The organism is Paenibacillus xylanivorans (assembly GCF_001280595.1).
GTDB classification, from domain to species: domain Bacteria; phylum Bacillota; class Bacilli; order Paenibacillales; family Paenibacillaceae; genus Paenibacillus; species Paenibacillus xylanivorans.
Genome location: NZ_LITU01000083.1, coordinates 357,516 through 383,142 on the forward strand (window position 1 = coordinate 357,516; position 25,627 = coordinate 383,142).

A 25,627-nucleotide genomic window follows, 5' to 3' on the forward strand; every position below is an offset into this window, starting at 1 on the left:
TGTTCAATGGCTAAAAAAATGATTATCAAAGGTGTAGGTACATTCATGGCGAAGCGTTACCCTACAGACCCGCTGGGTGCAATTGAAGTAATTACACTGGGTACCCTGCAAGATCTGAAAATTGACCTCAATGTAGAGCTGGAGGACATCTTTGGGGGTGATGGCCTGTTCGCCATCGACGTACTGGTGAAGTCGAAGTCCATTGAAGTATCTGCTACAGATGCTAAGTTCGATCTGGATGCGATTCAGCTGATGATGGGTTCAACCGTACAGGAACAAGTGGATTCCTACGTATGGGTTTTGAATGAGCAGGATACTGCAGCTACTGGCGCAGCCAATTCCGGATTTGCTGAAGTCAAACCAAAATTCGCAAGTAAAATCTATGGAAATAACGGAGATATTACGGTTCGCCTCAAAGATTCCAACAAGTTGCTGAAACAACTCATTTCGAATGCTGCCGCTGTGGCACCAGATGAATTCTTCTACGATGAAGCAAATGATGTTGTTGTACTGAACGCTGCGCATATCAGTAAAGAAATTGTGCTCAACTACAAACGCGAAGAAGTGGTAGACATGGTTGATTTGCTGGTTGACGAAGTGCCTTTCCCAATCTCTGTGATTCATCACGGTACATTCCAGCAAAAAGATGGCTCTTTTGCAGGAGTTGAAACCGAACTGTACATGTGCCGTGCCAAAGGTACATTCAGCATCAATGCTCAGCGCGCTGCAGCATCGGCGTCTGCGATTTCCTTGCAAATTCTTGATCCTGAACGTGCAGATGGCAAATTGGGAAGCATCAAACGCTTTAGCGCAACAAGCAAAATCTAAGATCTTATACGATGTTCCATTGCTCCTGGCAAGGTATTTTACGGCGTCTGTGTCCTCCCCTACACAGACCCTTGCCTTGTCAGGTTCTTTATTTTACAGGGGAGAGAATGTTCAGGGGAGGTTCTAATGATGATGGAAACACAACAGGAAAAGGCTGAGCGTGAGCTGGCGGAACAATTGAACGAGGAAGCTGCCGAACGAATCAAAAATGATCCGGCGAATAAACGGGTAACCCCCGAGGAAGCCGAAGCTGCTGAACGGGCATTCTTCGAAGATGATGAGATTATAACACTGCGTGATCGGCGGAAGTACCGCATCCCGCCATGTAACCTGAAGGATGCACGTCGTCTGATGAAACTGCTGAAAACGGTGAACATCGACGCCATTATTCTTAACTTTATTCCAACAGAGAATGATGAACTCGATGCAAAACGACAACAGGACTTATTTGATGTGTTGGCTATGGCGTTTAAAAACTATCCGCACATTGTGACCAAAGATGAACAGGGTGAGTATGTTATCAATCGAGAATATCTGGATGAGTACCTTGATTTAAATACGGCTCGAAAAGTCATTGATATGCTCATTGGTCTAAATGGTCTAAAAAAGTAGAACGCGCCGAGGGTGAGCCTCTGGAGGGAACCGAAATCCGTGATGAGGAAACGCAAGAGCCAATTCACTGGGGAGAAATCTTCTTTACCCTTCACAAGCACTGTGGGCTGAACAAGTGGGAGATCTGGGAGTACACACTCCCTCAGGTCGCGGAGCTGTGCAAGTCAGCCGAGAAATATATTCAGTTTGAGGTTGAATTAATGACGGCACCTCTTCGCATGTTCGGTGGCGGCAGAGGGGAAGAAGAAGTTGGGGAAGATGGAAGTATTAGACGTAAACGGACCTTTGATGACGCGGACTACACAGAAATATCCGAGGATGACATCGGTTTGCTTGCACAAGCACTTGGAGGATAAGTGAGAGACGTCCCGTTTTGCCTACACTAAGGTAGAACGGGATTTATGTATAAAGGTGGTGATGAATTTGGCTAATACAGAAGAACAAAAACACTCTTTAACCCAAGAGATATTAACGGATGTGGAACAGTCTGATATCCAAACCGCAGACCTGAAAGATGGAAATCGATCAGGCATTCAATCCCTTATTCAGCGTGTTGAAGAGATGAGGGACGATATGCAGTCCCAAATGATTGCAACGTTAACCAAGGATTTGGAGACATTTTATCGTGGGGCTTTCAATGAAATGAAAGATCTGCCGGAAGCTGGTTCACAGGAGCTATTGAACTCCATGGGCAACATGATGAAATATATCTCCTCAGGCGAAGCCAGAGGGTACTCACCCACTATGCTGAAGGAATCACTTGAGTCGTCACGTCAAATGGATGACCAGATGACCAAGGCCAATCAAAATTTCGAGATCAGATCATCAGGTCAGACAGGTCAAACAGACGGGATCGTCAAGGACCTGCAACGGATTGCACTGCAGCATGGCATGGATCAGGAGGATGTGGGTCTCGCATATCGCATTGGTTCCCGTTCCTATGATAATCCTGAGGAAGCCACAGCCTTTGCTAAAGAAGTCGCCAAGTTGAATTCGTTTGACAATGCGGATGTAGAGAAGACTGCTACGGGCTTGGAAGGTATTTCCTCTGCTTGGGAAGTGAGTGGTTATGATCTATCCAAAGTGACGGACATGATGCTTAAGGCTGCAACTATCTCACAGATAAACATCCAGGATCTGATCAAGGCCATGCAACAAACGGTGCCTGCATCGGGTGAACGTGATGGTGAAGTAACAAAAGAAGATGCTCTTGCCCTTTTCATGGCTACGTCTTCATTGTCTCTTCAGGAGAAAGGCCATTCAACGAATGGTGGTTTAGCTCAGGATCAAGCATCAGTTGGCGCTCTTACGGAGCAACTAAAGACAGTTGACGAGAATAAAGCTTCCATGGTTCCGCGGACAGAGACAAGAGATAACTTGCAATTTCGTCAAAGCCAGTTCCGTACTGCATTCCAAATCTCTACATATGAAGCCATGAAGGGGTTAAAAGAGGATTTTTCTGGGCTCCAGACCTATCTTATTTCGTTCTTGCGATTAATTGGAGACCAAGCCAGCGGTATTTCAGATCATATGGAACTGATTAATCGGATTATGGAAGAAGCAGGTGTTCAAGTGGCCTGGGACAAGTTCGCCGATGTGATGAACAAAGGAGAACAGACACGTTATGGTATGGGTGATACAGGTACAGTGAAGAGCGAAAGCTCAGGAGGCAACACATCCTACCCAATCGGAGCTGCTGATGTGCACCGTGCGGGTGTAACGCAGGAAAGGGCAAGACAGCAAAACCGTCTTCGTGCTCAAGGTACCCGTAAAGCGGAGATACAGACAAGGGCAACTGCCAAGCAAGAAGAAGTGTTCAAGCTACATACTAAACGAGATGAACAACAATCACTCTATGAGCAGGCAATCCAGAATGGGAATTCAGCAGCTTCCACCTTTCACGCAGGGGAACGTGACCAAGCGGAGAAGGAAGCCAAGGCCGAAAGCAGGGAACTTCGTCTGTTGCGTGAGGAATTGGATTCACTCGATGAACAGATCGCGAAGACAAAACGGAATCTTGAATTTCTAAGCCGTGAGTTGGATGAAAACGGAAAAGCGATTATTCAGCTTGAACATCAAGCGAGAATGCTGATGTTGGCGATGGATGATATGGATCTGGATGCAGTGGAGCTTCGAAATAAGTTGTATTTCCTGAATGCCGAGTTCCTTTATGGCTCAACCGATGTTCAGCGTTACGAATCCGAGATCCAGAAACTGCGCAAACAATCGATTCTGTTAAATGATGTGCTATCCAAATTAAGAGGTGAAGTGAATGCCCTGAATGCCTCATTCAGACAGGGATCAATGGATGCTGCGGCATATATCTCCAAATTGAAGGAGCTTGAACAGGCTCAATTGGCTACGATGATGAACTCTTCTGGAGGAGTCCTCGTGGTTCCGGGTACAGGAAGCGCAGGTTCCGGATCAGCTGCAAAAGATGATAAGGAAAAGGACGATTCGGCAAACAAGCCGTTTCTCGAGAGACATCAAGATTTTATCAATGACGCAATCAAGGATATGGCGCAATCAAAGATCGAAGAAGTTATGGATTTTGGTTCAGGTAAGAAAAAGGACAAACCCAAGCGACGAGGGATAAAACAGAGATTCGAAGATATGAAAGAAACCGGTAATAAAAAAGCATTTTTTAACGGTAATGCGCCTATTCGTGACAAGGACGGCAAGGTACTCAGAGCTCCGGATAAACCTGATGGAACCCTTGGAGATATCATTACCCAGCGTGATGTTACTAGCGAGCGTAAGAAAAAAGGAGATATTCCAGGGAAATTAGCAAAACTCGGCAAGTTCGGTAAGTCGATACTGAAACCGCTAAAAGCCGTCCCTTATCTGGGCATGGCTATGACTGCCATGGATATAGTATCCGGTGTAGTTGATCCACTAAGCAACATGGGCAAGTCGGAAGCAGAAAAACAAAGTATTCGTGCTTCAAACAAAGAGGAGCTGGCTAAGGATTTCAAAGATATGGAGCAATCCTCATTTGTGGGTAAAGTGTGGAAAGGCGTCAATCTGGGAATGGATGCTGTGGTAAAAGGTGGCATCAGTTCCCTGTTCGGTAACAATGCCACCAATAATAAAATAGGAGATTATTGGAAGGGTTTCAAAGCGGTATGGTCCGAAAATGGCGGAGATGCGGTCGAGAAAAAGCTGGCAAAAGAGTATAACTACGAGCAAGAGAAAAAAGAGTCACAGCTTCAAATGGAGAAGGAGTCCGGCAAGGCGCCTGAGCAGAACACTCAACCACAATACGTGCAGCCTCAGATTCAGTACATTCCTGCTGCTGGCGGAATGGGTACCATTGCGAACGGGTATACACCTCAGCCGCAAAGCAATGGTATTGATGAAATGATCGCCAAGATTAATCGTCAACTCAACAAGTCAACAAGTGACAACGAAACGAATTATCAAGTCGCTCGATCCCGTTTGTTGATTAGCGGTGTCCGCGAGGATTCTGGACAGATGCGCGCTCTGATGGAGAAATATTTGCAAGAAAATATCAAGTTCTTTGATAAGGCCATTGCTAGTTTGCAGAAGACGTATGACAAGATGGCTGAGGGCAAGGAAAAAGACGAACTCGGTCTGGAGATTAATGAGAAGAAACAGCAAAAGGCACAATCAGAGCTTGAACTGAACGGTGTTAAAAACAGTAAAATTGATGAACTCAGACGCAAGATGAATGATCAGCTTGAGCTGACACAGTTGGATTATGACAAACGAATGTACGATCTCTTGGCGGCCAATGGGGGTAAGGAAGATGCACCAGAATTGATTGCATTGAACAAATCTCGTGCATCTGAGCTGAACTCACAAATGAGTTCGATCAAGCAAGAATGGCAGAATTTGCTAAAAAGTGGCGTGTTTAAACCGGGCTCGGATGAATATATGGAGATTTTTAAACAAATCCAATCATTGGGTGTAGAACAGTCCAAGAATCTGGCCGAAATCAGCAAAAAAATGGATAAACCTATATCTACATTCAACATTCCAGCAGGACTTAAAGTCATGGATTACTTTGATTATATGACGACAAACAATACACATAAAAGTGTGATGGTTGGGGCGGGCGATGTCACGGTGCATGTGAATATCGACAATATGACTGGCAGTACAAAAGATGTGGAGAAACTGACGTCGTCACTGGATAAGACACTACGGCAGAACAACCCGGGTCTTGTAAACAGGATGGCTAGTAATGTCGGTGCAAGAATGGGGAGCAATTATCCCGTATCTTTTATTAGGTAAGGAGGGCATCTGATATGTCACAGCAAGACCCGTTTGGCTTAGTTAATGACCGGTATAAAAGAAAGCTGTATGTCGATACAGGAATGAAGTTCGAACCTGTGATGGGGCGGATTATTGATCCGTACTCTTCGCCGTCGCCCAATCCGCAAGTGAGGGAAATTAAAATGATTAATGCTCCCTCGCATTTCCATCAGATGGGTGTGTCTTCGTACAAGTCCATCATTAACATCCTGTTTAAAGACAAGCAGTCCTATCATGACTACGCCATGTACGTAGGCTGGACGCACAAATTTTATGATGAAAAGGGCAATATTTATGTTGGTGTTGTAGAGTCCATCAAAGTCGACCCTATCTTCTATCATCAGGATACGATGGATAAAGATCAGAAAGGGTACAAGGTCGAACTGACCATGACCCTGATCAAAAAAGATGGATATGACCGCAAGAGTGCGGTTCAGTTTCAGGATTTACAGACGACGGAAGGTAAGAATCACTGGGCAAGACATTCCATTGAACGCATGGCTGATTTGGGGCTGACTGTTGTAACAGAATTGGACGGCACACCCATTCTATACTTCAGGCCGGAAGATTTTATAACCAGAGCAGAATTTGTTACTTTCCTGATGCGCACCAAGCGTCTGTTGGAACGAACAATTCGAGAGTAGGGTGACCTACTCTCTTTTCTGTCTATTCTAAAGATAGGGGGTGTTTATCATACGAAAATGGGTTGATGTAAACGAAGGGGACTGGTTCTATAACGATGTTATGGAAGCCACGAATATGGTTCTGGAAGATGGTGAAGTCTTTGTTGCTGGGATCAACTATAACAAGTTTGAGGAAGGTAAGCCTTTTGTATATGAGGAAATCAAGGGACAAGCGGGGCAAACCTCATTTAGTCTGCCTGTTCTGATCAAGCCGACAGATAACAATCCACTGTATGTGTTTATTGATGGTGTTCAAACGATCTACCAAACGGCTGAAACCAATAGCAAGGGTTTAACGGATGTAGAGTTGTATACCGGTGTGAAAGCAGCTCAGGTGGTGTCCTTCTGTAGTTATGGAGAACCGTTGCTGGACAGTGATTGGAAGAGGCCACCCGTGTCATGGACTGGAGATCTGCCCAGAGCTGCACTTAGTGCAGCGACGACATATTTCTACGATCCATTCAGTCGTAATCATCAGGAATATTTGTATGCAGCAGGGCAGCCGCTTCGCAGACTTAGTATTCCTTCCGAGGTATGGGCAGATACCATGGGGGATGCAGCGGCAGTAACCAAAATTGCAACAAAGGCAATTGGTTATCGAACAGATGTCTATTGTGTCAGTCCGGGGGGATCTGTGTTTCTTCCCTTTAATCTGAACGGTGTCACCTGCAAGTTCAACTATTGGACGAAGAATAGCGGGGGTGCATTCAAATTCAAGAGTGAAGATATCAAAGCGACAACCCTCAAACCGGCATACAACAATTGTTTCTTCCCTAATGCCATTATACAGCGGGGTGAAGCCTTTCATCTGATTAACAAGTTACGCAAGGTGTTCTATGCCAGATTTACGGACAAGGAAGCACCAACGACGGGGATTAATCAAACCATTCCCGCTTTTCAAGGACAACGGGTTTTTAGACTTAATGGCAATTATCCGGCAGGCCAAAAGAAGCTTGAGGTTAAAGTGAAAGGAACAATTGTTGATAGTTCCAAATATACGGAAATTGACAACCACACGGTTGTCTTCAAGCAACCTTTGTCAGAAGGCGATGAAGTGACTTTCTATTATCTCAAGGATGTGAGCGAAAGGTTCGCAGACGTCGGAAAAGATTCGGCCATTTATTATCAAACCAAGGGTGAGCGAGTCGTACAGAATAAGGATGCATTCTGGAAAATAGCCGTCTCCGAGATGGAAGACGAAACATTTGCCAATAATGATCCGCTGATTGCAGGCATCAATATCAAGAAAAAGCTGGATGGTGCAGCAGTGGTAACTAATATGGGCAGACCTGTAGGTGGTACGGAACCGGATGAAACATGGTTTTTGGGAAACTCTGCTATGACACGGGCTGAAGCCGTAGCTTTCCTGGACCGATTCATGAAGTGGACCATCGAGCGATTCAAGTAAGGGGGAGATAATATATGATTCCAATTTCGGATGAGGTTATGAATGTGCTGTCCCAGCGTCTGAAGCTGGGGGAAGGAGCAGTTCCCAATATCCGGGTTGAAGTGGACAGGCTAGCATTTATCCCGGGACGGACAGAAGAGTTCAGGCATATGGTTTCTGAGCTAGTACCTGTCATCAGTACACAATCCGTTTGGGTGGATGAGTCGAGTAACGGAATATATAATGGTTCGACCGAAGCTAACGCCCAAGACATTTGTTTTCCGGTCAAGGGTAAAACGATAGACACGATTAAAGTAACAGATAAATTTGGATCTCCTCGTGATAAAGGTACAAGGATTCATCAAGGCATTGATTTGTGGGATGAGATTGGAACTCCGATTCTGGCTGCTTGGGCAGGAAAGGTAGTTCGAACATCCCGGAATAAAACAGAAGGTGCCGGTAATGCCGTAAACATTCGACATGCCAATGGTGTAATCACCAAGTACTTTCATTTAAAAGAAATTCTCTGTTCGGTGGATGATGAAGTAGCTCAAGGGGCTGTCATTGGAACACTAGGCAATACAGGGGGGGTATATACCAATGGCCATAAGGTGTCTGCTGCTGAACGTGCAGCTGGCAAAGGGCGACATCTGCACTTTGAAATTTGGGAAGGGGTTAATCCAACAACGAAAACTGGAGAAGGTGGCAAGGCGGTTAACCCCAACTTGTATTTGAAGGGACAGCGCAAACTGCACGGAAATGCGAAAACAACGTTTACTGATGTAGAGCCGGTTCAAGTCGAAGGATATCCAGGAGAGATTAAACTGAATGAGAAGTTCGACAAACGCAACTGGTATGAGAAAAGCGTTTATACAACCGGATTGAAATTTTCGGAGTATGCCAAGATTGAATCGGGTTGGACTTTGTTTGATTCGGGAGGCAAGTTGCTGTATACGTTTGATGGCAAAGCCGCCGTAGTCGAATTTGAGATTAACGTGACTAAACTGAGCATGCCTACTCAAGGGCTTCTTAGTATTGGAATGGGGACTAATTTTAGTGAAGCGGAAGGGGATTCTTTCGCAGTGGTGATTGATGGTAAAACGTATGCCTATGTCAATAAGTTCAACGGGGCATATGACCTGACCAAACTAACGGAATTGAACAATATTGTAATCCCCGCAAAAGCCAAAAGCATCAAAATTAAGGTGACTTATGGGGGCAAACAAAACACCACTGTTCCACCCGGCACGGTTCCTGCTTCGAAGGTGAAATACAAAAAATTCGCCATTGATTATATTCGTATACAAGAGTTGTTGCCTGCTCCGTTGAAGAATCAAAAGAGTGAAGAAGGACTTGATCCGTCCAAAGGCTATTATCAAACGAATAGTTATGAAGGTTTTGTCATGAACAATTGGCCAGAGTCGGATGTTATTCAGGTTGGATCTTTTGTCTATATGGATACACAGGTTCTTCCCAATATCATTAGTGCCGAAATCGATGATCAGTTTGACTCTGAAGCCAGGGAAGCACGGCTGACCATCTCTAATCCCAGAGGATTCTTCTCCCCGGATTATAATCCTGCCCATTTTCCCGAGCTTGGGGGCGTCCCATCTCCATGGTCTTATTTTGCCAATGGATTCCATGTTGGGGTTCTGAGTGAAAACACACCGATACGTATCTACATGGGCTATGGTCAGCATATGATGCGAGTATTTACCGGACTGATCGACAAGGTGGACATCAATGGTGAGGGCTCCACGCTGGAGATCACGGCTCGAGATATGTACAAGCGCATTATCGAGAAAGTCATTTCGGAGAAAAAAGCTTATCCAGAGGTTGATGAGATTGATAATGTGCCAGATCCGGTGCCCCCTGCAGCAGTAGGGACGGACCGGACATCATCCATTATTCAGGCTGCCCAAGCTCAAGCTGCGGCGTATGGCGTGCCCGATCACAAATTTTTGCTTGCGATATGCAAGCATGAAACCGTACTTGGCACACAAGGTATGGGCAGGGAGGAGAACGGCAGCTTTATTCTTGGATACGGAATTCCTAACAAGCAATACGAAGGTATTCAGGAGCAGATGAAGCGCGGAGCAGAACGGATGTCCAAAGCACTGGCTTCCAGAGGGAAAAAAGTGACTTCCAAGGCGGATGTACTTTATTTCCATAATGGAGGAGACATTGCTCCAATGACCTGGAGTGAAGATCGGGATAATTGGGTGAACAAGGTATGGACCTTTTATCAGGAGATGCTCGCAGACCCGGCAAGCTGGACCATAACAGCAACCCCCACTCCGGCTGTTACACCGACACCAGCTCAGCCAGTGGAACTTGAAAAGCCGGCCTGGGTCAAATCCACGGTTGTCCTAGATCTGGTTAAACACGCAGGTATGGTGGGTTGGAGGGCAACCAGTGAGGATCGCTCTTATCCTGACTATGTAATCGACGAGACCTATCTGATTGAGGTGAATCAGAAGACGGGCAGAGTCATTGTTCCGGTACCGGGACAGGAGGGTGAGTTTGAAGTCAAGGATGCAAGTACGGTGCTTACGCCCAATGGATGGCTTAATCCATTTATTGAGGAGTATGGCAAAACGTTTGAGCAATGGTCCGCCAAAGTTACAGAATCTGTTCAGGAAATTATTTCGGAGATTCCGTATCGAAGCTACTGTGACCGTTATGGTACATACCGATTGGAGCGCTTGAATTATGACAAACCGGTCGTTGCGGAGTTTTCCGAGAACGACAATCTGATCTCTATTACCAAATCCACGGATTGGTCCAGAGGAAGAAGTCACATCGTTGTTATCGACTCGAATCAAAAACAGAGCAGTTTTGTGGACAAGGAGATCTTGCTGGAACTCAAAGGAGAGATCCGAACCATGGTGCTTGCGGTTCCTTGGGCCAAGACGGTTGAAGCCAAGAGACAGGTGGCAGAGCGAGCTTTTTTTGATATGAAACGTATGTGCCGTACGCTGCAGGTATCCATTCCTGCGAATCCTGCTCTTGATCTGCTTGACAACGTTATCGTGACGGATAAAACGACTACCACCCGCGCCGTATACACGATTAAAAGTATCAAAACAAGCTATTCTGTGGATCGGGGTATGCTTCAGGTCATTGATATGATGTGGGCAAGAAAGGGAGTGATGGTGTAATGGCCGGTATTGTGAATGAAAATATTGTTTTTCCTGTGCTGGATCTGATCCACCGGGAATTACGCAAGTACAGCAGTACTTCAAATTCGAATAGTTCTCCTCTTGAGGGGGAACCTTCCGTTACATTATATCGGGAACACATGCAGGACCCGGATAGAGTGACTGGAGCAGACCTCTTCTATGAATCGGAATGGAAGGTTTCGATCTGGATGAAGTTCGGCTCAGAGGATGAAGAAGACTTTCCTGCGGGAGTGGGCTATGCCCACCCGGATTATGAATACTACAAGTATTTCAGGTTAACACAGGTGACCGCCCGCACATTTGATCCAAGTGGAGAGTCAATGTTCACCTACAATATTGGTCTAAATTATGATGACGAAGGACGCTTAACTGGAACGAGCGTAAATCGTATATAGCATTTAGGAGGTGGTTCCATGGCATTTAATGTTTCTTACATCGCGGGTGGCGTCATCGACAAAGTGCGCGAGCTGCCGTACCCACACTTCAGTAAAAAGACGATCCCATTCATACGGGGACAGATGTTGGACATTCCGGCGGCCAAGACCACCAAGTCCGATACGTTCACCTTGGCGTATGACACGGAGTTTCTGAGCATTGCGTTTGCTGCGAGTCACTACTGTGTCGGCGATTACTGGGAGCTGACGATCGGACCGGAGCGAGTATGTCAAACCATCTATACGAAGGAGCTTCCCGAGTCGGTATCCATGGGTAACAGTTTCGGAATTGTCTACCCGATTCCAGCGGGAACGACCATTAAGTTTGACTTCTTCAACGCGGTGGCTGAAGCCAAGTCGGTCTGGTACAACATCAAATTTTTGAGATAAGGAGGGTGACGATGGCACTTCAAAAACCGCAGACGAACTTTGCCGCCTATATTGACGGAGAGTCGGAAGCACAAAATCTGATCAAAACGTTGGCCGATGAGATCGTAGGTGCTGACATTCCCAGAGTAGAAGGCGGCCTAGATGCAAATCGTTGGGAAAAAGTCTACGAATCTAGCGGAGCTGAGTGGGTGACCTACAGTAAAAGTTATAACAAAGGCGTTATTGGCATGTACGCCCATTCGGATGGAAATCAGTATGAAGTTTACAAAATTCCGGATTGGACCGAAGCCAAAAGCTACACGGGAGATTCTGCCCTAGATGCGGATGGATGTTTATGGGAAGTAAGGCAAACCTATTTTGACGAAGCAGTGGAAGGCATGACTCAACCAGGCACAGCCAACATTGGAAAAACTTACGGCAATTATAAGACTGGACGTAAAATTCAGGTAGTTCAATTCTCCTACCAAGATGTTCAAACCAATGAAACAAAGTACGTTGATATTCCTGGTTGTTTAGTAACTGTTGTTGTGGATGATTCAGTTCCAGACGGGTATAGAGCATACCTCGTACGTCAGGTAATTGGAAATCTTGATGGAACGACAAAACCATCGAAGGAATGGAATCAGTTTGAGATAGTGACGGAAATGCCCACGGATTGGGCATATGCGATCAAGCTTGCACCAAAAGGGAAGTTTCAGTACAACTTTTCGAGACCAGATAATTATTATGACAGGAGCCCGTACTGGGCATGGGGAGCAATTGTTGATAGTTTCTATGAACCTGTAAAGCAAATTTACAAGTTTGATGAACTATTCTATACAGCTGATGTATTGAACTATGTGACCGCTCAGGTAGTAGTGAAAGCAACTCCTACAGTTCCTACAGGAATCCAGGTTAGAGATTATTATGTCATGCTTGAGCAGCCAGCTCATGACTGGAATTATATTAACATTTACTATGGGGAAGGCTTCGAGGGGAAAGTTGCCCAAGGCAACCAAAACGAAACGTATGATGGGATCTGTGATCCTGAAACCTTATTAATAGGAAAGTCTCCTATAGTTATCGACCAGTTGAAGGCTCATTATATGTATCTAACATGGAATGATTCAACTGCCATCAAAACTTTCCTCCCACCGTCCACGAAGTGGAAGTTGGACTACGACGGGAAAACAGAAATTGTCAGTCCGGCAGCTCGCTTTTTCCATGGGCGAGATTCTACAACGTCTTGGCTGCCTAATAAAAAACGCAGACCAGACTACCTGGTAGCCTATACGCTATCGGTAAACAATGATCGGGTTATCGTTGTCCTTGAAGGTGATCCTTCCCCCAATATCCATAGCTACTATCGAAGTTTTGGATACATAGGCAAAATTGTTCCTTTCAATGACTTTGACCATGGTGGGAACTTCGGGGTTACGGTTGGTATGGGTGATTTACGGACGGATATGACAGGTTATACGAAAAAGGACATTCTAACGGACCTTAATCCCGATCTATACGCAAAATATGGTGAGTACACCTCAAATGGGATGGATTCCATGTCCATGTTGAAGACACGCAGTAATGTCCTGTTTCAACGTTATTACCCGGCCTTTATTTCGCACCTTCCGAATTATCCTTCCGTCGGCACACTTCCTCCGGGGCTGTCCAAACTTGTTGTAGATATGGACGGATTCCAGAAATCCCTTTGGACAGGAAAGTATCATGCCAGTCCGATCTACCTTGTCCATCAGGCTGAGGGGTACCGGGGATATATGGATGGCGTAGTTGCGATTTACGACCATAATCTAGTCAATCGCGATGAATTAATTGTAGATACAGAAATTTTGAAAGATAAGTCCAATCCTTCTTTGGGCACATGGACAGAAGTTTATAAATTTTTCAGTATCAAGAGCCCGTTGAACCTGTTTAAGCATTCACCATCACCAGATGTCATTACGATTGCATTTTTGAAAGAGATAAAATAAGGAGGATTACTACACAATGGCAAACTTTAAATATGTAGAGACAATCACCACTTCCCAGGATTTGTTGACAAAACTGAAGGAAGAAGTTACAGGCTTCAAGAGCTTCCCTTTTGAATCAACCGCAGGTGAGTCTCAGGAACAAAACCTGTGGGAAGTTTTTTACGAGGAAAAGGACAACAATGATCGGGTTCAGGAGCTCATTCTTCGTGGAGTTATGACGATTGGTACTCAAGCGACTCCAATCACCAAAAATTTCTATGTAAGCTTCATCAATCACGCCCTGGTACCACGCGTCGTTGCACCTGTTCCAGCCTATGAGGAGCATAGTACGTTAACTGTACAATTGCTTGAAGGACTTGAGGGCAGTGAGCCAACTACATTACCGGTTACAACCCGACCTACGTTCAAACTGACAGGTCACCCGGTACTTTACCAATGGGCATTGGAAAACTATACACCAACGGATCGGAATAAAGAGAAACCTGTGTATATGTACGTCAATGTTATGAACAACCGCTTGGCGATGGTGCTTGTTGCAGACCCTGCGGTGAACTTCCTTGATTACAAAAAATCATTCTTATATGCTGGAGCCCTGAAACCGTTCAAGTACAACCTGAATGATGTAGACGGAAACGTGATGCTGACAGCCGGGGCCGTGATTGAGGAACCGGACATTTCTCAGATTGCTAAAACGGGAACATACTACTATGGTCAGTATACTTCTGCAGGTAACAACACACTTCAGATGTTGAAAACCAAATCAGGTATTGAATTTCAGCAGCATTATCCTTCCTTTATTACACAAGCTCCACCGAAAGGTAAAGCTTATCTTGATCCGGAATTGGGGGATACAGGTCTGGAATTGGAGCCACAAGGCTTCCAGGCATCGAAATGGACTTCCAAATATCACTTGTCTCCAATCTATGTGGTCCACCCTTATGAGGGCTATCGCGGTCAATTCGATAACTGCATCGCGGTTACGAAGCATAATATCCTTCACCTCGATGAGTTGATTATTGATGTGGAAGGCAAGTCTTGGGATCAGGAAGTGTATCGTTACTTTGATACAGATACAGCACAGAACTTTATGAACCTATCTGCTAACCAGCGTATGGGCGTGGCGATCTTGAAGGAAGTCCGTTACACAGCATAAGGTGAACTGAATGAAAGCTGAATCGTATAGATTCAGTGAGAGGGAACTTTCTGAGACTCCACTCAGGGGTTCCCTCTTTTTCATTGGAAGGGGGCGGTGATGTGAGTCAAGTAGTTAACCAGTACGATTTTACCGTTATAGATTACACGACAACTCAGTACGGCTACCTATTCACTGTTGGAACTACAGGAAGCAGGCCTGAGGATTATCGATTTATATATATGCCTTACAGCCGTTATCCAAGTGTCCTGATGCTTGATTTCTATATGGCCAGATCGATTTCTCACGGGTTCAATCATCAACTTGTGGAAGCGATTCGCAAGGATCTTGAAGGAGAAGAACGATTTATTGTTTTGGGTGATGCCAAACAAGGTAAAGAAGGAATTCTGCATAGTTCCTCAGAAGGATCGGGTTCGACCACTAAGCAAGGCAATATCATGAATTTTTCATTTGAGATGGAGAGATCTGCGTTAATTGAAGCTTTGGAGATGGAACATCGCCAAGAAGGTCATAGACAAAATGATATGAAGTCATCAGCCCTCGATGAAGAAATGACAGAAGGCTGGCGGGTGGATAACGACAAAGAGCTGAAGATTGTGCGCAATTTGGGTCTTACCCGTAACTTTGTGAAGAATTTGGACAAGCTGGAGCCCGGCAAAATCAGTTTCAGGGTCAGTGATTTTGGGATGATTGCGGACTATGCGGATAGCGCAGAGGAAGACAGTCAATCTGAATTGGTGATTAAGCAATTGGTGCACTCCATCAGAAATGATAAACCGGATATGGACGTGGCAGAGGTTTTCGAGGAAGTGAAGAAGATTATCGGACGATCAACGGAGAACCATTTTCTGTTGCAAGCGCTCCAAGATAATCTTAGGACTACAGTACTCGGGGAAAGCATTCAGTCTAAGAAGGTGAGCAGACAAGATGTAGAGCTGCTGTATCAGGAGCTGCTTGGGTTAAGAGAGAGCGATAAGGAGACACTTACTGAGGAAGCTATCATTACCGGAGCGAGGATTTATAATAATCAGCAATTATCTATTTTTTCAGAAATGTCCACAGCTTTTATTCGCCGATTTCAGGAAATTAAGTATATGCATATCGATCGGACGAGCCCTCAAGGTACTAGAGTGTATAACACTTCCCAACTGGCTCTCATGCGAACGCTGGGTGGTGCTATACGAGAGACAACGTTTAGTGGTATGACCACGGGGAAAATTGCTCAAGCATTCAGGGACATTGAAGAGCGTATGTTCCTGTCACAATTGAATCAAGCTACTCGCGACATGGAGTATGAGATGATGACTCAAGAGAATGTGCTTGCCAAACTGAAGGATCGTCAGTACCCCACATTTCTCCATACGGATATAAGAGGTGTACGCCAAGTCGATAAGAGACTTTACCTCCAAGACGATCTCGGTCAAAGCAGCCGTGATCGATATCGATATGAGCCAGTACTTCGTCCAAGTGATATTCTCTGGCATCCGATGCAAGCTCACAGAATTATAGACAAACATCCTTCAACTATAGAATCGGATATTATTTTAGCCAAAAAGGAAATAGAGTCAATTACCGATGTGGAAAGGCATTTTCCATGGGCTGTTCGAGATCATGCTGAAGATATGAACATCATTAATGATCTGACTACGGCTCAAAGAGTTTATCTGGAGAGAATGTATATTGAATATGAGCGTCCTGAGGCTCGACGGATTTATGTGGTGCAAAGTACTGTTGATCGTGATGCCGACCAGGCTTACCGCGAAAGTACAGAGTATGGTTTCGTTTTCAGAGATCTGCAAGAAAGCAGACGGATCAGCAAAATCCCAGGATATGTAGAAAGGGAAAGTACAATAGGTAAACGAGTATCCGTAGAGGCTCTTGAATTACTTAGCAATCTTTCTCTAGGTGAGAGGCAGAGTAAGCTCGAAACCTATATTGAGGAAAGATTCCATACTGCAACATTAGAAAACAGGAAACTTTTTATTCCCAACATTGAGGAAAGTGCAGACAGAAAAAAATCCTTTAATGGTTATACGACAGAATTAACAACGACAGAGAGAGCGCTGGCCCATGATTTATGGCTACCTGAGTTTGAGGAGCATCTGGCTGAGAAAGAAGTGATACGTTCTTCCCAATTCGAAAATTTAAAAACGTTTGGAAAGAACGATAATCAGAAGCAATTGCATCTAACAGATAAACCACTTGAATCGCACCGAGTTCGTAAGAAGATGGATATGGAAGCCATTCTTCAGTCTATTCGAGATATGGATCGGCCGACGATGATTCGAGACGAACTCTTGGACAAATTGGTTGGTGGAGGCTGGTTGGGGAATAAAGCGTACCCTGGATATCTGGACGAGGAATTCATCGTTGGGGAGATCTTGCAGAACAGCCCTGCTGTCATTCTGGAAATGATGATGGAGGCTGTGAATGATGATCGTGCTTCTAGTTACTTTGACGAAAACTTCCTGATTGGGGTTAGGGAACGGGTAGATGCGTTAATCGACTGTGGGATTTTGACAGCTGACAAAGAAGGAGAAAGGTCAGGTATTATTTCCTTTAATTTCGAAGGTGCGAAGGAATCTCAGATGGGTATTATTGGGACGGAACTTGCAGAAGCATCCAAAGATTTGGGTGAAACAATACTTGAAGATGAATCCATATCGGCTGAAATGAACAGACGTAGGTCCACTTTAGAGGCAGACGGTTTCGAGGGAGTAAAAGTGAAGGAGAATCTGCATGGCGAAATTACGGAAGTAATTTATGGGGCAGATTTTAATGCAAGGCCGGCTATTATTGAGGCTGAAGATCCATTAGGCTACTTGATTCCAGGCGGGGGATTATTTCCAGACGACCCGGCGTATCAGGGAAGTGAAGTTGAACGTAGAGGACAATCCTCTGCCGAGTATACGGTGGGAGCGAAATTTGAACGTGATGGAGCGGTTCTCGATCATGGTGTCATGGGTTCCAACGGGAATCGTGAAAGTGTACTTCATACCGATTTCAATATGGGTGGGGCTTCCCGCGACCGCTATGGAACCATCAATGAAGAATACACACTGGGTGGCACGAACTTGCGCCAGATGCTTTTAAACACAGAATATCTCATTGGAACGCCAAAGCTTCGAGAGGGATATTCGAAAGAACATGAGGCTTTGGGAACAATTCCAACAAGAGAAGCTCTATTTACGGATGAGTACTCCATAGGTACAGCCAGGATTAGACAGTTGTACTTTAATGAGAGCTATTCTATTGGAATGATTGAACCACGCCAAGCAGCTATTGATATAGATTACTCTCTGGCTACATTAATATGGAGACCGTCTTTGCTTGGCAAGGATTATTCCATAAGCCGCGTAAAACCCCGAGATGGAGAAGCAGAGATTAGAAATGCACTCGGTTCCCCGTGGGCAAGGGAAAGTGCGATGGATATTGAGTTTAATGCAGGGATGCGCCAAACTTGGGAATCGACTTTGGAAAGCGTCGCTCCTCTAGGGAACCGGGGAGATCATTATGGTTTGGTGCAAAATGAGCTATCTGTGGCATTTACAGAAATGAAACCAGCTGACCTTGACGATATCCTATTGGCTGATTCAATCACACGAGAGGGCCAATTGAGCGTTGATATCATTTCGGATAATATGAACAGACTGTCCTTCATGCTTGAAGAAAACCATTCTACAAGAATCATGAAAGATGCAGCACTCCATGAGGTTGAGAGTGAAGTGGTCAAATTACGCTTCAGCCAGTTGGATGATGAGGGTATGTATGGTGGCAAAGGTATTAAAGATACCAACTTCATTGAACTGATTTATGATTCGATAAAGGATGCAAAGGATTCGACCCTGGAAGATTTCCTGGTTATAGGATCGAAGGGTACACGTATAGCCTTTACTGAGGAGTCCCTACTTTCCATCCATCTGTATAGAGATGCTATAAATTTAGATAATGATGTTGTATTTGCCTGCAAGAATACTCATGACTCTTACCTTCATGAGACAACAGAGAGCGTTATAGAAAAGATTTCCAATCTTGAAGAACGACTCGTAGCAGACAAACCGCAATATGGTTACCTTGATCCTGTATTGCCATTGGGCGGTACAAATCTGAAGTATGGTGATGTCCCAGTGGAATCCGTGGGGGGCACGGGATTCAGCTATGGAGATATACCTATAGAAATTGTTGGCGGAACGAATTTGAAATACGGGGATGTTCCGGTTGAGATTGTAGGCGGGACAAACCTGAAGTATGGAGCGATTGAGAATTTGCTTTCAGCAGATAAGCCCCAGTATGGCAATATGGAAGAGAATCTGTTGGCCGACAAACCGCAATATGGACATTTGGAAGAAAATATTTTCGGATTGAAACATGCCAAAGATTCGTTTCTTCATTCACAGCTTCTCGGCTTGAAGAACGGTAAAGAAGCTGACTTGATCCAAACTATTCATTTAAATAAAGAGGGTAGATCAGCATTCCAGCATGACAACTTTTTCGGGAGGAAAGGTGAACGATGGGCACATACCCATGAGATGGTCGATGATGTAATGAAACTGCGAAATGGATCGCTGGATCAGGACATGTTTTACGGAAACAAAGAGCTAAGAGAATCCATTTTGGAGATGGAACTTGTTGGATTCCAATATAAGCAGCTGGACCTAATCCAAAGTGAATATGCTTATCTTAAAACGAGAGATGGTCACATTGAGGAGGATTCGTTCATCAGTTCCAGAATTTCTTATGAGGCTTATAACCATCAATTGGATTCTGGGATGAGCCTGTTAAGAAGCGCGACTCTCGATTGGGAGCATGTCACAGCAGGGAAAGCCGATCGACATGGTCATTCACATGAGATGGAGAGTGGAGTTACAGATCAACGAGCCGGAGACCATTTCGACGGAATTTATGGGACGACATTTCAGAGGTTTGCTTTCTCAGATGCAGAGGTAAGCTACGGACATAGTTCTCCATATACAAGCTACATTGTTAATGATGGCGAGACTTTTGGCAGCAAGTTAATAGACCCAGGTTATCTCAGTAAGCATGATTTTAAAGGGATAACTGAGGAACGGGAAACTAGCATAGAGAGAGAGTTGCCGACAGGAATTGCCAATGCCAGACTGTCTGAAATTGAAGATCCTGATCGGCTCATGGCTTCATTTGAAGAACGCTGTTCTCAAGTCATCACAGGTTTTATTTTCGCTGAAAGGGCTGAGAAAAGAGCAGAATATTTGGAACAGTTACACGCATTTCTTCCTGAGAGAACGACTCATCTAATGGAGATTTATCATGAAGCCAAGATGGAACCGCGAGATAGCTTCACACTGACTGATCATCCGGTAGGGCATCGTGAATCTACTGATGCTTACATACCGATGATGGATACGATGGCACAGGGACTTATATTCGATTACTCAGATGATTTGCTGGATCGAGGGATGGACCCTGAAGATTGGGAGGGAGGCTTGGGTGTACCAGAGGACTACGATCCGAACGACCCGTTCAATGTATACTATCCTTACTCCAAGGATATGGATGCGTTGGAGCTATCCCAGTCTGATGACTGGAACAAATTCGGTAAAGGCGATTGGGATCGGGACCGATTGATTGGAAAGTTTTATTCCAAAGAGGATACGAAGGACATCAGTGGATGGTATCGTAATAATTTTCTGGCAGAGACCTACAAGTTCTCAGTTGACTTTAAGGTTAATACGGACACGGATGGAGACGGTGCAGGAATTATATTCAAATACTTTGATGAAAATAATTATTGGATGTTTATGGTTCACGGAGGAGACAGTGATAACAGCCTGGGTATGAGGACACCGATGCAGCTATATAAAATCGTTGCTGGCAATCCAACTGCAGTAGGTTCTCCGATGCAACCCTTTAAGTGGGAGAAGAATAAATGGTATACATTGTCCGTATCGGTCATGGAAAACAAGCTCCAGATCTACACGGACTCGAAATTACAATATGATCTTACGGGCACCGATTAACTCGGTGCTCTTTTTGTCGTATAGATAGATTGGGAGGTGATTGGTATGGGTCATACATTTGGTTTGTTCTCCAAGTCACAGAAAGGTGTATTGTTCGCGAATATGAGGGCGAAGATTGCGGACGAAAGTTACGGCAACCCTAATAACCCTGCGTATTTACCGCAGAGTCCCAATGCACCAAGGAGCGAAACCGATCGGCATGGTGAAGAAAACAACCCTATTCTGGGTGATCCAGGTTACGGTCAAATCGGACGATGGCAGACGGTTCAATTGGATGCACTGGAGAACAGTATTGATCAAATCATTGAGCAATACCTGAGAGATAAGTCATGGTATGCGAGTGTGCGATGTCGCGAAGCGTTATGGAATATGTACCGCAGGATTGAATGGTGGGTAGAACAGCAGCAACCTCCAGATAAAACGCAATATCAGCGGGTACTGCAAATGATTAAAGATTGTATTCACAAGATTCTTGAAAATGCACAGAAGCCTGGAGGAAGCCATCATGGTGTGTCATTGCCAGTCTGTCCGGCACCCTACTACCATCATTTTAGTGGGAATTACTTCAATCATTTTGATGCTACCGTATATGAGATACCGCTCTTTTCGATGAAAAAGGATGTACCCTTCTCAAATAAATTTCCTGATTTCTTTAGATATGTCTCATCGACGGAGGATCAGGAATGGGTGACTGTTCACTCGGTAGGTAAAAATGAACAATCCGGTTCCGAAATGATATTGAAGCTCGATCTAGGGCTTCTGGAAATTGGGAACTCCTCCAAAATTACATTTAACTGGCGTGTGAAGCGTTACGGTCAGATCAGGTTCAAGTACCTGGCGAGTGCCAAACGCGGTAATGGCATGCTGTTCTATATTAACGGGCAGCAAGCCGGAGGCGAATGGAGCGAGAGTAGCGGTTGGCAGGAAGCTGCCTTTACGTTACAGCCAGGACAGATGTATAAGTTTGATTGGCTGATCCGTAAAATGCGCCCAGAAGTATGGCAGAACAATGGCATCTACATCAAGGATATTGAAGTTGTTGAGATTGTGGATACACGCAAACCGCCTGCGCCGAAGGATTACGATCTGGATGGGGAGCATGTATATGAGTATGGAAACTGGGTTGTAAGATCACCACAAAGTGTGGCACAGGCACATTTTAAAGGACAGTTCATTATGGATGATTTGCGTAAGAAAACCATGACAATGGACCTGGACAACGAATGTGATGGTACGGTTTCATTCGCTTACAAAATGGGTGTAGATGAAGAGCCGTATCCGGATCATGATTATCAGTTGTTTTTTGACGACGAAATGCTTCAGCGGACCCAGCGTGGAGATGGAGATCATGGTAGCAATGCTCATTCGGTGCATGGTGTGGAGTGGATGTTGAATGGGGTGTATTCAGAAACGGAGACCCACCAGGCCAAAATAGAGTATGAAATCGTTGCAGGTCCAGATACGACGGTGGACTTGAGAGGTGCACTGGAAGTAACTTGTCCTCCGCGAGAGATTGATCATTGGGAACCATTTCATCGTGGACAAGGGATTGGGAAATATGAATGGTACATGTCGGGAAATCCAAGATGGATTCGTCAGGGAGATATATTACGTCTGGATGAGCCAAAAGAAGGGGATATGATCGCCGAAACTTCAGTGAATTTGCCGGATGAGGGGTGGTTCATATTCAGTTATAAGCATCAGTTAAGGCCTACTGAAGCGTTTGAGGTAACTGTAAACGGTATGTCCGCTCATTATACAACTATGCATGGTAACGGCGAACAAGTACGTATTCCTTTGCAAGCTGGAAACAACGTAATTCAATTTCGAATCAGAGATAGTTTAACGGAAGAACCTTTTAAATATCAGCTGAACAAGATGTTTACTTATGGTAATAACACAGGCAATACATACCGGACAACGTCTCCGCTAGGTTCATATGTTGATGTGACCCGTGGCTGGGATGTAACAGATGCTGGAGCATCTACGCAAACAAGCGGAGATACGATTACATACAGTGCAGAGCTAAATCCTGGTGCCAAATTAAACATTAAAGAACATATGCGTATTTATCCCTCGATGGATTACGATTATGATCCAGACAAAGGAACTTCGAGAGATATCAGAGTATTTGAAGAGTTATTTAATAAAAAAGATGATTATGACTCGGCTTTGAAATTTATTGGTGGTTGGAATTGGAAAGATATCAAACCTCCACTATATAATCCTGAAAACCCTCCTGATCCAATACCTGTTGGAGATGGTGTCATGTGGGCACAGGGACATAATCAAAATTTTATTTGTGAATTTACAGCTTCGATGGATAACTCTGGATATATTTGCTGGCAGTATGGTGGCGACTTTGATTTGGGGGAGAAGTTGGAACTACAGATAGATGGCATCAGCGTTTGGACGGGGAGTCAATCTAACGGTGATAAAGGTACGGATTGTATGTATCCGCTACCTGCTGGTAATCATACATTCCGCTGGTTATATCAGGACGGGAAGGCGTATATCCCTGGTGGATCTGGAGGCTCCAGTGGGAATGGTTCAGACGGAGGACAGACCGGTGGTGCAGGGACAAATCTATTTGGAGAAAATTGTTTTCCAAGTGGAAAGAAGACTCATGATATTCAATATGTACAAAACTCTTATTCTGGAAAATCGGATCAAACGAGCTGGTGGAAATGGTCTAATCAGGGTAGAAGCTATAGCAGTAATGGTTCTATATATGCCCATGGGCTGCTTCAAGAAGGAAAAGTGATTACACGTGATTTCTATTCTCCCTACTTTGGAAGAATGAATTATGTCGAGACACTGAATGTTTATCCGGTTCAAAAAACAACGGTTTATGGAAGAAGACCTCTCAGTCAAACGATTTTTAAAGAGGATCCACAAGTCAAAAAACAAAATGGTTATTATGGAATTAATGTGTTCAATACCAAGCCGGGTAATCCCGATTCCGATTTTAATAGTGAGCACACCAAAAAGGTATATCTGGATTTTTATTGCAATGGCAGCTTTGAAATCAGTTTTAGATATATGTGCTATCTTTTTGATGTTGATCAACAAAGAGCAAAGTTTAGAGTTTACTATTACCCGAAAGACAGGGAGAATCTGGCAAAGGTTATTCTTGATGAGGATAAGAATAGAGGATACAAAAGTAATGAAATAAATTATCTATCTATTACTCAAGAACAATGGAGCAAGGCTGCGATTTTTTCCACCCCAGTGCATGTAGCTGCTCCGGGGACGTATACCTTATGTATTGGATTAACAGATACTTACACGGACAATGATCAAGATTCTAATCAAATTCCTTATTATGGAGCAATCAAAGATATCCTAATTAAAACTGAGGATCCTGCTGAGAGAAATGGCCAATACCTTACAGATCTTTTCAGACCAGACAATCAAACCTTTACTTTATTGGAACTTATAGATAAAGCCAATGGGCAGACAGTATACTCTCGCAAATATTACGGTTTAAATGGCGAATCTGCGACATATCCAATTGATCTTTCTGCATATACGCAGCCTGGACATGCTTATACAGTACAATATAGTTTGCATAAAAAAAATGGAAGTACAACAGCTAATGGTTTGGATGCCGGTGGTTTCACGCTAAGCGGAGGATACTTTAAAGAAACCTGGGATGCCTACTGCAAAGATGCTCAGGGGAAATTGTACCGGGAAGGAGAATCGCCGCATCCAGGAGAAGATTCATGGAATCCGCCTGGGCCAGGTACAACTGCTCCGGATGGTGGGAGCCACGCTTGGCTTGATGTCATTCGATTATACAAAAATACGAGTAGAGCCTGTCCGGGCACAAAAATTGTCATTGAAACCTTTGAGGATGGTCAATTACTACTTCCACCAAAGTACGTGACGGATGAAGATGATAAGATCATCTCCATTGAAGTCGAAAACAACTCAGACCAGAAGAAGAAATACGAGGTTCGTGTTCGATTCGAGCAGGGGTGCACAGGAGATGGTGCAATGATTTGGGGTGGTTCGTTGCACTTAGATGATATTGATAAACTTGATCCATCCTGGGCAGAGGTGACCCACTTTGAAGTATGGGATAACAAACCAATCTGGATGGGCGGCTGTGATAATAGTCATATGCGCGTAAAAATTACCCGTGAAGATGGAAAAGTGTTATGGGATGAAAAGTATTACGGGGATGGATACCGAGGCTTCGAACTAAATGATCTGGCTCCCAAGCCATATAGCAAGTATAAAGTGGAGATTACCACAGATCAGAAGGGGCAGATCAGCGACTGGACAGGAAAGCGATATATGACCACCTTCCGGGTGCATGACTTCAAAGCCTACGAAAGATGGGTATGGGTACCTGAGCCATTTGATTGTCAGCTGGATTTTTTCATAGACGGAGAGTTAATCAAAACATTTACCAAAGAGGGTGGTTACTATACCTTCTCACATCCGGTTCCTAAAGGTAAACATGAATTCAAATGGGTATTCACCTCACTACAGGAAGCTGGCACGCGGAGTTATGAATACGCGAATTTGGACTGGATGGAACTGACCAACTGGATCTGTGATGACGTCTATGTCATTCCTTACTGCGAAGGCGGAGGTGGAGACCAGTGTGTAGAAGCACTCATCAAGTGCTTGCTGGAAGTTTGGAAAGCAAGGCCCAAGATGTGTGTGATCGGTAAACGTATCTGGCTATTCACGTAATGAAAGGAGG

Annotated in this window: 13 protein-coding genes; all 13 read left to right on the forward strand. The window is 44.5% G+C overall.

What is annotated here, in order from left to right:
• Positions 1 to 6 precede the first annotated feature (6 nt).
• The 13 genes from AMS66_RS31255 (at position 7) to AMS66_RS31310 (ending at position 25,617) form a co-directional block, all read left to right on the forward strand.
• Positions 7 to 828 (forward strand): hypothetical protein, encoded by an 822-nt coding sequence (locus tag AMS66_RS31255; protein ID WP_053784467.1) that lies wholly within the window; start codon positions 7 to 9, stop codon positions 826 to 828.
• Positions 829 to 954: 126 nt separating this feature from the next.
• Positions 955 to 1,440: a hypothetical protein gene (locus tag AMS66_RS31260; RefSeq protein WP_236703701.1), complete on the forward strand. Its 486-nt coding sequence runs from the start codon at positions 955 to 957 to the stop codon at positions 1,438 to 1,440.
• A 200-nt stretch (positions 1,441 to 1,640) separates the two neighbouring features.
• Positions 1,641 to 1,796 carry a hypothetical protein gene (locus tag AMS66_RS34275; protein WP_236703702.1) on the forward strand — a complete coding sequence of 52 codons (156 nt, stop codon included), beginning with the start codon at positions 1,641 to 1,643 and terminating at the stop codon, positions 1,794 to 1,796.
• Positions 1,797 to 1,863: 67 nt separating this feature from the next.
• Entirely contained in the window at positions 1,864 to 5,697 is a 3,834-nt protein-coding gene (locus AMS66_RS31265) for a phage tail tape measure protein (protein ID WP_053784468.1), read from the forward strand.
• 14 nt (positions 5,698 to 5,711) lie between these two features.
• Positions 5,712 to 6,362, forward strand: a complete 651-nt coding sequence (locus tag AMS66_RS31270; RefSeq protein WP_053784469.1) for an S-layer homology domain-containing protein — start codon at positions 5,712 to 5,714, stop codon at positions 6,360 to 6,362.
• Between the two features lie 40 nt (positions 6,363 to 6,402).
• Complete coding sequence (locus AMS66_RS31275) at positions 6,403 to 7,809, forward strand: hypothetical protein (RefSeq protein WP_144424655.1); 1,407 nt, start codon at positions 6,403 to 6,405, stop codon at positions 7,807 to 7,809.
• A 14-nt stretch (positions 7,810 to 7,823) separates the two neighbouring features.
• The gene (locus AMS66_RS31280; protein ID WP_053784471.1) at positions 7,824 to 10,949 is read left to right on the forward strand and encodes a M23 family metallopeptidase; all 3,126 of its coding nucleotides are present in this window, start codon (positions 7,824 to 7,826) and stop codon (positions 10,947 to 10,949) included.
• Complete coding sequence (locus AMS66_RS31285) at positions 10,949 to 11,365, forward strand: hypothetical protein (protein ID WP_053784472.1); 417 nt, start codon at positions 10,949 to 10,951, stop codon at positions 11,363 to 11,365. The genes AMS66_RS31280 and AMS66_RS31285 overlap by 1 nt, the downstream gene beginning before the upstream one ends.
• An 18-nt stretch (positions 11,366 to 11,383) precedes the next feature.
• Positions 11,384 to 11,794 carry a hypothetical protein gene (locus tag AMS66_RS31290; RefSeq protein ID WP_053784473.1) on the forward strand — a complete coding sequence of 137 codons (411 nt, stop codon included), beginning with the start codon at positions 11,384 to 11,386 and terminating at the stop codon, positions 11,792 to 11,794.
• Positions 11,795 to 11,805: 11 nt separating this feature from the next.
• Positions 11,806 to 13,761, forward strand: a complete 1,956-nt coding sequence (locus tag AMS66_RS31295; protein ID WP_053784474.1) for a hypothetical protein — start codon at positions 11,806 to 11,808, stop codon at positions 13,759 to 13,761.
• Positions 13,762 to 13,777: 16 nt separating this feature from the next.
• Entirely contained in the window at positions 13,778 to 14,914 is a 1,137-nt protein-coding gene (locus AMS66_RS31300; protein WP_053784475.1) for a hypothetical protein, read from the forward strand.
• A gap of 101 nt (positions 14,915 to 15,015) precedes the next feature.
• On the forward strand, positions 15,016 to 20,910 hold the full coding sequence (locus tag AMS66_RS31305) for a hypothetical protein (RefSeq protein WP_144424656.1): 5,895 nt from the start codon (positions 15,016 to 15,018) through the stop codon (positions 20,908 to 20,910).
• Between the two features lie 45 nt (positions 20,911 to 20,955).
• Complete coding sequence (locus tag AMS66_RS31310; protein WP_053784477.1) at positions 20,956 to 25,617, forward strand: hypothetical protein; 4,662 nt, start codon at positions 20,956 to 20,958, stop codon at positions 25,615 to 25,617.
• Positions 25,618 to 25,627 lie beyond the last annotated feature (10 nt).